Origin of the sequence: Marinobacter sp. UBA3604, assembly GCF_002375325.1 — a bacterium.
GTDB classification, from domain to species: domain Bacteria; phylum Pseudomonadota; class Gammaproteobacteria; order Pseudomonadales; family Oleiphilaceae; genus Marinobacter; species Marinobacter salarius.
On record NZ_DFMB01000046.1, the window covers coordinates 40552 to 52393 of the forward strand.

The 11842-nt window shown below is 57.5% G+C and carries 15 protein-coding genes; 5 read left to right on the forward strand and 10 right to left on the reverse strand.

Annotated elements, in window-relative coordinates; genetic code table 11:
• Positions 1-21 precede the first annotated feature (21 nt).
• Both B2590_RS14180 and B2590_RS14185 read right to left on the reverse strand, forming a co-directional pair.
• Positions 22-1344, reverse strand: coding sequence for a sensor histidine kinase (locus tag B2590_RS14180; protein WP_213479519.1), 1323 nt, complete (start codon positions 1342-1344; stop codon positions 22-24).
• The gene (locus tag B2590_RS14185) at positions 1341-2027 is read right to left on the reverse strand and encodes a response regulator transcription factor (protein WP_199447177.1); all 687 of its coding nucleotides are present in this window, start codon (positions 2025-2027) and stop codon (positions 1341-1343) included. Before B2590_RS14185 ends, B2590_RS14180 begins: the two co-directional genes overlap by 4 nt.
• Before the next feature lie 189 nt (positions 2028-2216).
• On the opposite strand from B2590_RS14185, the gene B2590_RS14190 reads away from it, so the two are divergent.
• From B2590_RS14190 to B2590_RS14200, 3 genes are read left to right on the forward strand one after another with little or no spacing between them, the layout of a single operon-like run.
• Positions 2217-2576, forward strand: a complete 360-nt coding sequence (locus B2590_RS14190; protein WP_213479518.1) for a hypothetical protein — start codon at positions 2217-2219, stop codon at positions 2574-2576.
• Positions 2577-2631: 55 nt separating this feature from the next.
• On the forward strand, positions 2632-3801 hold the full coding sequence (locus tag B2590_RS14195; protein ID WP_213479517.1) for a GNAT family N-acetyltransferase: 1170 nt from the start codon (positions 2632-2634) through the stop codon (positions 3799-3801).
• Positions 3802-3842: 41 nt separating this feature from the next.
• The gene (locus B2590_RS14200) at positions 3843-4496 is read left to right on the forward strand and encodes a hypothetical protein (protein WP_036209499.1); all 654 of its coding nucleotides are present in this window, start codon (positions 3843-3845) and stop codon (positions 4494-4496) included.
• A gap of 38 nt (positions 4497-4534) precedes the next feature.
• Here the strand turns inward: B2590_RS14200 and B2590_RS14205 are convergent, their stop codons facing one another.
• From B2590_RS14205 to B2590_RS14215, 3 genes are read right to left on the reverse strand one after another with little or no spacing between them, the layout of a single operon-like run.
• The gene (locus B2590_RS14205) at positions 4535-5890 is read right to left on the reverse strand and encodes a nicotinate phosphoribosyltransferase (protein ID WP_286810298.1); all 1356 of its coding nucleotides are present in this window, start codon (positions 5888-5890) and stop codon (positions 4535-4537) included.
• The gene (locus B2590_RS14210) at positions 5884-6432 is read right to left on the reverse strand and encodes an isochorismatase family protein (protein WP_136633209.1); all 549 of its coding nucleotides are present in this window, start codon (positions 6430-6432) and stop codon (positions 5884-5886) included. The genes B2590_RS14205 and B2590_RS14210 overlap by 7 nt, the downstream gene beginning before the upstream one ends.
• Positions 6433-6481: 49 nt before the next feature.
• A complete protein-coding gene (locus tag B2590_RS14215) occupies positions 6482-6697 on the reverse strand; it encodes a dodecin (RefSeq protein WP_007154494.1) in 216 nt (71 codons plus the stop codon).
• Between the two features lie 193 nt (positions 6698-6890).
• On the opposite strand from B2590_RS14215, the gene B2590_RS14220 reads away from it, so the two are divergent.
• Entirely contained in the window at positions 6891-7748 is an 858-nt protein-coding gene (locus B2590_RS14220) for a DUF3750 domain-containing protein (protein WP_213479515.1), read from the forward strand.
• A gap of 90 nt (positions 7749-7838) precedes the next feature.
• Here B2590_RS14220 and B2590_RS14225 read toward each other — a convergent pair whose 3' ends face one another.
• From B2590_RS14225 to B2590_RS14235, 3 genes are read right to left on the reverse strand one after another with little or no spacing between them, the layout of a single operon-like run.
• Positions 7839-8162 carry an AzlD family protein gene (locus B2590_RS14225; protein ID WP_036209492.1) on the reverse strand — a complete coding sequence of 108 codons (324 nt, stop codon included), beginning with the start codon at positions 8160-8162 and terminating at the stop codon, positions 7839-7841.
• Positions 8159-8902 (reverse strand): AzlC family ABC transporter permease, encoded by a 744-nt coding sequence (locus B2590_RS14230; RefSeq protein ID WP_085679660.1) that lies wholly within the window; start codon positions 8900-8902, stop codon positions 8159-8161. Before B2590_RS14230 ends, B2590_RS14225 begins: the two co-directional genes overlap by 4 nt.
• A 53-nt stretch (positions 8903-8955) precedes the next feature.
• Complete coding sequence (locus tag B2590_RS14235) at positions 8956-9810, reverse strand: NAD-dependent protein deacetylase (protein ID WP_087148971.1); 855 nt, start codon at positions 9808-9810, stop codon at positions 8956-8958.
• A gap of 235 nt (positions 9811-10045) precedes the next feature.
• On the opposite strand from B2590_RS14235, the gene B2590_RS14240 reads away from it, so the two are divergent.
• On the forward strand, positions 10046-10474 hold the full coding sequence (locus tag B2590_RS14240; protein ID WP_075197036.1) for an organic hydroperoxide resistance protein: 429 nt from the start codon (positions 10046-10048) through the stop codon (positions 10472-10474).
• 61 nt (positions 10475-10535) lie between these two features.
• Here B2590_RS14240 and B2590_RS14245 read toward each other — a convergent pair whose 3' ends face one another.
• Both B2590_RS14245 and B2590_RS14250 read right to left on the reverse strand, forming a co-directional pair.
• Complete coding sequence (locus B2590_RS14245) at positions 10536-11150, reverse strand: LysE family translocator (protein ID WP_041332348.1); 615 nt, start codon at positions 11148-11150, stop codon at positions 10536-10538.
• 130 nt (positions 11151-11280) lie between these two features.
• Complete coding sequence (locus tag B2590_RS14250; protein WP_085681968.1) at positions 11281-11829, reverse strand: DUF1415 domain-containing protein; 549 nt, start codon at positions 11827-11829, stop codon at positions 11281-11283.
• Between the last annotated feature and the right edge of the window lie 13 nt (positions 11830-11842).

Genomic DNA, 11842 nt, shown 5'->3' on the forward strand with positions numbered 1-11842 from the left:
CAGCAAGCCTTTCTATCCTCTTCACCCAGAGGTAAAGAGCGGAAATCTCAACACCACCATCAAACCGCCCGGCTCGCCATTGAGCGCTTCTATCCGGCCGTCATGGATGGCAACAATGTCCCTCGCAATAGCCAGACCAAGCCCCCACCCCTTGCCCCCGCGGGACTTGTCAGCCCTGTAGAAGGGCTCAAAGAGATGGGGCAGAACGTCTTCAGGCACACCTGGGCCTTCATCCCGTATTTCCACCAACAAGTGCCGTTGATCACAGCGCAGCGCGACATGCACATTCTTTCCCGGCGGCGTATGATCCAGGGCATTCTGAAGGACATTGTCCAGCGCACGCTGGATGAGCCCGCGATCCCCTAACAACGACGTGTTGCGGCAGCCCTCATCCACCATAAGCTGGCAATCCACTCCCCGGTGCTCGGCGTAGTCCGCCGCATCCCTCAGAACGTCATTGATCACCACGACTGGCTGCACGGCTTCCCGCTCGATATCGCCTCCTTGCTCCGAGACCCGGTAGAGCGTCAGGATCTGGGAGGTCATCGCTTCCAGACGTTCGTTCTGCCGCAGGATCGAGGCCAGCAGATCCGCATCCACGCTACCGTCACTGGCCAGCTCAATGGCAATCCGTTGCCGCGTCAGGGGGGTTCGGAGGTCGTGAGATATATCACGCAACAGGTGTGTCTGGCGATCGAGCAAACTGCACAGTTGCTGGGTCATGGCATTGAAGGCTGTCGCCAAAGCACCCACCTCGTCCCGTCGACTCGCGATGCGATCACTGACCCGAAGCGCATTGTCCCCTCCAGCAATGGCACGAGCGGTGGATTCCATATGTTTAAGGGGGCGGGAAACCAGACGCGCAATCCACCAACAGGCAAGCGTGATGATAACGAACGCCAGCCCCAGTTCCAGGAGACGGAACAACTTGGGATCAAGCCAGCCCTCGCCATCCAGGCGGGGCCAGGCCACCAGGCGATGGTCCGCACCGACCTCAATAACTGCCGGTTTCTGCCGGTGCCAACCACCCGATTTCATCCGCTCGCGGATGGATGAAGGCAGGTCTCCGTCGTGGCGATCTGCGTCTATCAGTAACAGGTGAAGGTCCAGGCTCCGCCCCTGCTCCTTAAGGAAGCGCCAGGCCGCTCCGCGGCCCTCGTTTTCCCTGACCACCAGAGCCTCCAGCGCCAGCTCCCGCAGACCGACCTGTCGTTCGATGGCCATTCGCTCCCGTTCCATCAGGGCACGGGTTGCCACATTACTCATCAGCACTGTGATCGCCATAGCCAGCCAGATCGACAGGAAGATCCGCCAGAACAGGGGGAATCTGAGCCGCCGGGTCATACCGGCACCCGATAGCTATAGCCCAGCCCGCGTACGGTTTCGATTCGGGGCGGGTCATCATTTCCCAGTTTTTTTCGGAGGTTGCTGATGTGCATATCCAGGGTGCGATCGTAGGCTTCCAGCCGGCGACCCAGAGCCCACTGCATAAGATCCGTCTTGCGTACCACACTGCCGGCATGGGCCAGCAGAACCTGCAATACTTCGTATTCGGTAGCCGTCAGGTCCAGCGCTACGTCGTTCTGGTAGATCCGACGATGAACCGGCTCGACCCGCAAGTCGCCGTAGGCCCTTGATTCATCCATCCCCACCTCCTGATCCCAGGCAACTCGGCGAAGCAGCGCCTGTAGCCGAGCGATCAGTTCCCGGGGGTTGCAGGGTTTGGGTATGTAATCATCCGCGCCAACCTCAAAACCCACGATTCGATCCGTCTCATCGCCACGGGCCGTCAGCAGTACAACGGGAAGATGGGTTTTTGCCCTTAACTGACGCAGCACTTCCAGGCCGCTGATATCCGGCAACATGATATCGAGCACCACCAGGTCGCAGTGTTGCCCCAGCGCCAGTGACAATCCATCCTGACCGTTTGCGGCTTCTCTTACGGTGAAGCCCTGATTGGTCAGATAGCGGGACAGCAGTTCCCGCAACTCCTCGTCGTCTTCAACCAACAGCACCCGGTTCTGCATGGCAATCCTCCGTTGTGACTGAATGCAGTCTAACACGCTCCCACAAGCCCACTGATTTGCATCATTTTCCTTTGCATAACCTTTACAGTTCGCTGACGCCGCCTGACACCGTCCTCCGCTAGCATAGTCCCTGTGAGTTCAGACCGGGCCTGCTGGAGCAGGCTCATTTACAACACAGGAGAACACCCAATGAAACACATCACTTCCGGACGCATTGCCAGCGCGTTGATCGCAGCAACTCTTTTGACCAGCCCAATGGCGATGGCCTCGGACCACGGCGAACACCACCGCGGCAAACACGACAAAGCCGAGATGTGCGAGAACATGCGCGAGGGCAAAGGCTGGTTCAATGACGAAAAGCGCCAGGAAAAATGGGCAGAGCACCGCAACGACATGGCGGATCGCCTGAAACTGACCGACGAGCAACGCGAGATCTGGGACGAGATCCACGAGGAAAGGCGAGAGAAACACAGCGCCAAGATGGAAAAACGGCAAAAGAAAATGGAAAAGCGCTGCAAAGACATGGAAAACAGCACTTCCGAGCAGTGATCACAGGCCGGGTTCTGACGTATGGTACTGGGTAAACCACGGAGAAGCCCCGACCATGCCAGAACCCGGTACCGCAGAACTGACAATCCGCCCCGTCCAGTCGATTGATGACATCCATCCGCAAGACTGGAACGGGTTTGTCGGCCGTTATAACCCCTTTCTTCAACACGAGTTTCTGCTTGCACTGGAAGAGTCTGGCTGCACAAACACCGCGACAGGCTGGCAACCGGCCCATCTGGCGTTCTACCTGGACAACCGGCTTGCCGGAGTGGCTCCGGCCTACCTGAAAGCTCACTCCATGGGAGAATACGTCTTCGACTGGGCCTGGGCCGATGCCTATCAGCGCTATGGCATGGATTACTATCCCAAGCTGCTGATTGCCATTCCGTTCACACCCTGCCAGGGGCCACGGCTGTTGTTTTCGGAAACCCTTCGCCAGTGGATGACGCCCGCACGAATCCACGATGCGCTGGATGCCATCACCACACGCCTGGGGGCCCACTCCTGGCACCTGCTTTTCCCGGATCGCCAGGACCAGGCACTGCTGGACAGAAGCGACCAGCTTCACCGGATCGGCTGCCAGTTCCACTGGCACAACCACGACTACAACACCTTCGAGGACTTTCTCGCCCGGCTGACGTCGCGCAAGCGCAAATCAATCCGCAAGGAAAGAAGACAGGTTGCGGATCAGGGCATTTCATTCCGACATTTTTCGGGAGACGATATCCCGGATAATGTGCTCGCGGCCTTCCACGTATTTTACCAGGCCACCTACCTGAAACGGGGCCAGCGGCCATACCTGAACAAGGCCTTTTTCCGCCTGCTGAAAGACCGCCAAGCGGAGCATCTTCACCTTGTCATGGCGGTAAAAGAGGGTGAGATGATCGCCGGTGCGCTATTCCTGACGGGCGAGGATACGCTCTACGGGCGCTACTGGGGTTGCCTGGAGGAATTCGACCACCTGCATTTTGAAACCTGCTACTATCAAGGCATTGAACTGGCCATACAGCTGGGGTTGGCACGCTTCGATGCTGGCGCGCAGGGGGAGCACAAACTGGTTCGGGGGTTTGAGCCGGTGATCACCCATTCCTGGCATGGCGTTATGCACCCCGGTTTTCGCGACGCCATCGAAAGGTTTACCAGCGAAGAAGCGGAGCATGTCATGGCCTATACTGAAGATGCCCTGCAGGCGCTGCCATTCAGACAGACCGAGCAGAACCAGTAGCGAGCCAGGGGTCGTGCAGACACTTACCGGAGCGGGCAGCCATGGACATGGACTACCTTTTCGACTTTCTCGCGACAACACAGCTGACGTTCTTCATCGCAATTGCCGCACTCGTTGTGGCAATTGTCGCCCTGTTTTCGGCCTCCGCCGCCAGGCGGGCCGCGGCTGAACAGAGTGACACCGTGAAGCAGCGCGTCGAAAGCCTGTGGCATGACATGGACGAAATACGCGTGTCCCAGTTCAATGGCCCCGACTCCACGGAAGCCGGAAGAAACCCGATTGCCAGTGAGCAGTTCTCTGCTGAAAAGGCCGCTTACGAGGCCATCTGGCCTCTGGTCTGGCTATTGCACGACAAGCTGGGCATGTTCCTGCGTTCTGTGGAGTCTGATGAACCGGCCGGCGAATTACGCCTGGAAGCCCGCAAGGCGGCACTGGACGCACGCAGTACCCTCAATCGCGTACGCCCCTTTTGCCATGACGACGTCGATGGGCTCATTACGCAACTGATTGACAATCATATAAAAGCCCACCTGGCCGCCTGCCACTTCATGGATCTGCGCAAGGATTCCCTGTCGTCGAACACCAGCCATGAACGAGAGGTGCAGAAAGAAAAGTTTCACACGCTTTACGAGGGCCAATCCCGCGAACTGCTGAACCAGTTGGTTGGCGCCATCAGACGGCGCATGCTTCGGTAATCCCGGGCCACGCGGAATCTCGCACCTCTGCCTTTCAGTCAGCCCCGGACCTTTGCCAGCGTGTCCCGCTGCAATGCCCTGAGAAAGTCGCTGATCACAACCGGATTTTCATGTGCAGGCTCCAGCGAGCGAAGCTGGCTCGGCAGGGCATCCAACGCCCGCTTCGCATTGTCCACCTGACTATCCAGTGTCGGAATGGCGCCTTCGATGATCAGGCCTCGCTTCATGACCGGCTTCAACAGCGGCTCGCCATCAAACACTTCGTCCCGGCCGGCAACGACGTCCTGCGCGAGGCGGCCGTTCGGGTCAAGGCGACGGTAGACCTGCTTGCGGCCTGGGAACGACTGCTTGCCAGGGGAGTTTTTCATTCTTGGCAGGTCCGCGTACTCCGTAAGCTTGAAGGCAAGCTCCAATGCCGGCTCGTCGTTCGAGGCCCCGATGGCAGTGCCAACACCGAAGCCGTCGATGGGGGCGTTGTCGGAGACAAGTGTCGCGATCTTGTATTCATCCAGACCGCCGCTCGCCATGATTTTTACATCGCCAAGGCCCGCCTCATCCAGCATACGTCGGCATTCAGCAGCGTCCGAGGCAAGGTCGCCGGAATCCAGGCGGATACCACCAATGCGCACCTCCGGTTCTTCTTGCAGCCAATCGATGATCCTCGCCACCGCCGAGCGGGTGTCATAGGTATCAACCAGCAGTGTTGTGCCCGGGTAGAGCCGGGCATAGGTTCTGAACGCCTCCATCTCACCTGTACAGGCTTGAACGAAGCTGTGTGCCATGGTGCCGTATACCGGCATGTTGAAATCCAGGCCTGCCAGGACATTGCTGGTTCCGGCCAGGCCGGCGAATCGGTACGCGCGCACACCTCGGTGTGCCGCGTCCATACCATGGGTGCGGCGCATCCCGAAGTCGACGACCGGCCGGCCTTGCGCCGCGAATATCAGGCGGACCGCCTTGGAGGCCAGCACAGATTCCAGATGCACGTAGTTCATCACCAGGCTTTCCAGCAACTGAACCTCGGCAACAGGCCCCTCCACTTCCAGCAAGGGTTCCTGAGGGAATACCGGCGTTCCTTCCGCAATCGCATGTACAGAACCACTGAAGCGGAATTCCCGCAGCCAGTCCAGAAACCGGGGTTGGAACCTGCCCAGGGATTCCAGGCGCTTTATGTGTTCGTCGGTAAAGGCGAGAGATTCAATAATATGGGCCACGTGCTGCTGGCCACAGGCAAGAACGAAATTACGGTTCTCAGGAAGTGTGCGAAAGAAAAGACTGAAAACCCCGTTCTCGTTCATGCCTTCGGACCAGTACGCCTGGGCCATAGCCAGCTCATACAGATCCACCAGCAGAGGCAGGTCAGTCTCTTTTACAACCGGGGGGTGTTTCAGCACAGTTCCGCGCCCTCCTCTTCCAGTTGTTTGAAAACCGCTGGGGCGTTATCAGCCTGAACGGCCCGTGTTCCATCGGTAATGAGCTCAACCTCGAAGCCGAGCTTCAACGCATCCCTCACGGTCGCCTGGACACACACGTCCAGTGCAAGCCCGGCTACAAACAGCCGATGAATGCCGTGGCGGCGCAGGTAGCTGTCCAGCTGGGTAGCGTCGAACGCGGAATAGGCATCGGTATCGAATGCGGTGCCCTTGCTCACCCGGATGGCCGAGTCAGGCAGTGCCATGTTGCGATGAAACTCGGCCCCGGGGGTGTCCTGAACGCAATGGACGGGCCAGGGCCCACCGCGATCACTGAAACTTATGTGATCCACCGGATGCCAATCCCGGCTGGCAAGAATCGGCCATCCAGACGACTGGGCCTTGTCGATCCATCCGTTGATCGCCGGAAAAATGTCATCACTGCCAGGCACCGCCAGGCTGCCGCCTTCGCAGAAATCATTTTGAACATCAACCAGTAACAGAGCATTTGGTCCAGTGCCCATAAGAATACCTCCCATGGTTTTACCAAAAATTTGCTCAGATCACCGGATGTCAGCTTCCCTCAATCTTGAAGCCTATCTTGAGCACGACCTGATAGTGTCCGACTTTTCCGTCGACCACATGGCCGCGCGTCTCCTGCACCTCGAACCATTCGATGTTGCGAAGATTCTTGCTGCATTCGGCAATCGCATTCTCAATGGCATCCTCGATACTTTTCTTCGAAGAGCCAACCACTTCCACCTTCTTGTAAACATGATGGTCGGACATGACGCCTCCTGTTCCAAGGCTGTAAGTGTCAGGCAAGTGCTTCGAATGCCTGTATTTTCAGCGTATACCAGTAAACCGTGACCATCAAATGACCAAGAGCACGGGCGACGGGAACTTTACGGCATGAATGAACTCTGAGTTTCTTTCGTCGTACCATCGCAAAACATGGGTCATTCAACGTTTCCGGATTCAGATGAAAACCTTCAAACGCTGTTTTATCGGTTTCACCCTGACACTGTCACTTCTGCTCGCCGGCCCGCTGTTCCTGGCCGCCTGCGCCGGCCTCCAGGACTCAGGGAGCTGGCGAACGGCAGACCGCTCCAGCGCGGGCATTGCCCCACGCCCGGAGCAGGAGCAAGCGGCGGTGGTTCAGGTCTACGGGGCCCGTGCCTATAACTGGCGGGGGTATTTCTCATTGCATACCTGGATCAGCACCAAAGAGACGGGCGCCGATGGCTATTATGTTCATGAAGTCACGGGCTGGCGTCACTACGTGGTCCAGTCCCGGCCAGACGACCCGGATCGTGCCTGGTATGGCGCGCCGCCGACGTTGATTGCGGATATCCGCGGTGAGCAGGCCGAGCGGATTATTGATCAGCTGAATGAGGTGATTGACCGCTACCCATACCCAACGGAATACACCGCCTGGCCCGGCCCCAACAGCAACACCTTCGTCGCCTGGGTGATCCGTCAGATTCCGGAAATGGATGTGGCCCTGCCCAACCACGCGATTGGCAAGGATTATCTGGGAAATGGCGTTGTGTCCGAGGTACCTGGCGGCAGCGGTTATCAACTATCGCTCGGTGGTTATTTTGGTATTCTGGCCGGTGTTCGGGAAGGACTGGAATTGAACATTCTGGGGCTCTCGATGGGCATCAACCCGTTGGCGCTTGGCATCAAACTCCCCGGAGTCGGCGAATTGGCGTTCCGCAGCACCAATCCGATGCATGAACCGTCTGGCTCGAACTCTGAGCCTGAGACCGACGCTGTGCCTCAAACTGGTGCCGCTGAGGCGGCCGAGGCAGGGCAGGTCTCCCAAAAAACGCTTTGAATACATCCATGTACGCTTGGGCTCCGCCATCCATGGCTCCGCACATTTTTGGGAGACCTGCCCTGCCTCGCCCTGATTCGGAGGAAAACCCTAGAGCGCGGTGATTCCTGCATAGCGGACTAGCCCTGCTGCAGCGATACCGGCTGCGATAGCGGGGAGAGGCTTCTTCGTTGCCAGCATAATAACAGCGGTGACAACCAGTGCTGCCAATGAGCCGGCATCGCCGCTTACCGCCATGGGGACGATGATCGCGATCAACACCGAACTGGCCATGGTGTTGATGAAGCTTTCGATGCGCGGGTTGATCGTTACGAACGACATCAGGAACACACCGCCGAAGCGAGTCGCCAGGGTGACAAGCGTCATGATGGCGATCAGGGCCAGAGTGCCAGCAACCGTGGTTTCAACCGTCATGATGAACGTCCCTCTTCAACAGATTCCGGTGCTTCAGACTTCTTTTCCATCCAGAAAAAACCAATAGCGCCACCTGCCAACGCACCGACAACCACGTGGGTATTGGGCGGTAGCCATTTCCAGGCGGCCAGCGATGAGGTTGCCGCGACGGTCCAGGCCACAAGGGTTCGGGGGGATTTGTTGCCGCCGAGTGCCATGGCCAGCAGGAAGCAACCCAGCACCATATCCAGGCCCAGAGACTTGGGATTCTGCAGCAGGCCACCGAAATAAACCCCCAGCCAGGTTCCGATAATCCACGCCACCCACAGCACAAGACCACCGCCGAGGATAACCTCCAGGTTCCGTTTACCACTCTGGTATTCCTGCGCGGACACGGCCCAGTTGGCGTCGGTCAGGAGCAGCAGTAAGCCATAGCGCCGACCCGGGGACACATCCCTGAGCATGGGGTACAGGGAGGCCCCCATCAGCAGATGGCGGGAATTAATGGCGAACACGACGGCCATCAAAGGAATCAGCGACACCTCGCTACCCCACATATCGACAGCGGCAAACTGGGAAGCGCCCGCAAATACCGTGGTGCTCATGAGTATTGCCTGCAGTGGCTCCAATCCTTTCTGGATGGCCGCCAATCCGAAGGCAGCACCAAAGGCCACCACAAATAACGAGATGGGAAGAAGCCGGAAAAACTCCGCGCGGACTTTTTCGGGTTGAAGCTGGTAGGAATATGTATGAACGTTCATCTAAGCAAGCTAATGAAACCAGCTTCAGATGCGTATAGGTAGATGCCGAAGAGTCAGAGCTGGCCGAGGGTGTAGGCCAGGGTGTCACTGATACCCGCGTTAAGCTTCAGGTCCACCAGTGAATCGGCACGGGTACGCCCCAGGTTCAGTGTCGCCATGGGTTTACCCCATTCTTTGGCATAGCGACAAAATCGAAATCCGGAATAGACCATCAGCGAAGAGCCGATCACCAACAGGCCATCACACGTCTTGAGCGTGTCCAGTGTGGACGTCACCCGGTCTTTGGGCACGTAGTCGCCGAAAAACACCACATCCGGTTTCAGAATGCCGTCGCAACAGGGGCAGTCCGCGATGCGAAACTCAGAAAAGTCCACTTCCAGATCGGCATCACCATCCGGCGCGGCGCCGGCGGAATAGTGCCCAAAAGTCGGGTTCATGTCCGCGCAACGCTCGTGGACCTCGTCGCGCTTGCAGCGATATCCGCAATCCATGCAGACAACCTCGTCAGCCCTGCCGTGCAAATCCGTTACCGAACGGCTACCCGCCTGCTGATGCAGGCGATCCACGTTCTGGGTGACAAGCAGGCGGCTGTAGCGGCGAAGTTCCAACTCGGCAACACGATGATGCGCGATGTTGGGCCTGGCGTTGCGAATGATTGGCCAACCAATGAGACTTCGCCCCCAGTAACGCTGGCGAACCATCGTGCTCGTCATAAAGTCCTGATGCTGGACCGGTTGTTTGCGCTTCCACGCGCCATCGCCATCCCGATAGTCAGGAATGCCGGAATCGGTACTGACGCCGGCTCCCGTCAATATCATCAGGCCAGGATGCCGGTGGATGAATTCCGCCAGCATGGCCCCCGCCTGCTCGGGAGAATGCAGCTCCAGTGGCTGATCAGCGGCCGGCATTGTTACGCCTTTAACAGGTTTTTGAATGACAGGCATCACACTCACACTCGTTGGGAACTCCTCTACTTTAGGGAGCAAATCCACCGCTGCCAATGGTAACAACCGGAAAAGATTCTGAAGAGGGCACAATATTCTATTTGCATTGTGCAAAATTTAATTTTGTGCAACCATTAACAATGAAATAAAGTCATCAACACACGATGCGTTGTAATGCGCACGAAGGAGAGTCGAAAACATGTCTATTGAACAGGTTGTTTATCGCGCGTCAGCAGAAGCTACCGGCGGCCGTGACGGCCGTGCCATCTCCTCGGACGGCGTCCTCGATGTTGAGCTGACAACACCGAAAGAAATGGGTGGTGCCGGCGGCAAAGGCTCCAACCCGGAGCAGTTGTTCGCGGCCGGTTATTCTGCGTGCTTCATCGGCGCCATGAAATTCGTCGCTGGCCGGGACAAGCTTCCCATGCCAGAAGATGCGTCTATTGAGGGTGTAGTCGGCATTGGCCAGATTCCCGGAGGCTTCGGGATCGAGGTGGAACTGAAAATCTCTCTGCCGGGCATGGACGATCAACAGGCCAAGCAGCTGATCGATGCAGCTCACCAGGTGTGCCCCTACTCCAACGCCACCCGTGGCAACATCGATGTGACATTGACCCGGGTGGATTGATATCGACCTGGTCGATCACCGAAATCTGACAGCGGGCTACCTGCCCGCTGTCAGGAACCGGCTAGACCAGCTTTGCGGTTTCCACCGAGAGCATGGGAATTACCGACAGCGCAAGCAGCGCGCCCATGCTCCAGTTGAACATCCTTCGATATAACGGCTTGCGCAACAATTTCCGCAATCCTGCCCCGCCAAGCATCCAGCTACCGACACAGGGCACGCTGACCAGCAAAAAGGTCAGCCCGATCCAGAACGACTGCTGCAGCACCTCGCCACTACTGACCGTGGTGAACGTCGCCAAAGCGCCAACCGCCATGACCCAGGCTTTGGGATTCACCCACTGGAAGGCCGCCGCCTGAAGGAACGACAACGGCTTGCTGGTTTTCTCACCGTCGATCTCTGTGGCTGTGGTCGCGATTCTCCAGGCGAGATACAGCAAATAGGTTATGCCAAGAACCTTGATCACCAGGTGTAACTGCGGAAATGCTTCAAACACTTTCCCCAGGCCCAGACTGATCGCTACCACCATGGCGGGAAAACCAAAGCAGATACCCAGGTAGTGAGGTAGCGTTCGCCACACCCCGAAATTGACGCCCGATGTCATGATCATGATGTTGTTCGGGCCTGGCGTTACCGTCGACACCAGCGCGAAGAGCAATACGCTTAATACGATTTCCATGTTCCCTGCCGAGCTCCCTGTTACCGATTCGTTACTCGTCAATCCTACAAAGCGGGCCGCCAGTGAAACAGATTCAGAAGTGTGGTTTTTTGACCATAACAGTTGAGCGATTCATTACCCGTCAGAGCTCTTATCCGGGGGACAAAGTCCGGATAAGCAGGTTGCGCATGTGGTCTGCACCCAATCGATTCATCAGCTCAACGTTCTGCTCCGGTATCGATTCTGTTCCGGGATAGCCGGCGATGGCGCGCTCAAGGCTGCGTTCCCTCAGCAGGTGCAGCATCGGGTAAGGAGAGCGATTGGTGTAATTTTCGGCGTCAGCCGCATTGGTGCCGCCAAACTGATAGTCGGGATGAAAACTGGCAATCTGATACTCCCCGTCCAGCTCGAGATGCACAAGAAGGCCGTCGGCTGCGTCGAGAAAATCGTTGTAGTCCATAAAGTCCGTCAGCACGTCGGGATGCACAAGCAGCGTTGTCTCAACCTCCGGATGTTGTTCCAGATGCATCATTTCTTCCTGCAGTGCAGTTAACAGCCCCTCCTCCGAGTTGGCATCCGTCGCCACAAATCGAATGCGCCCATTCACCAACTCCCGACGGGCAAACGGGCACAAGTTGAGACCAATGACCACCTCTGACACCCACCGCCGCGTGGCGGCCAGAACGGTATTACACTCCAAGTTGAAACTCCCA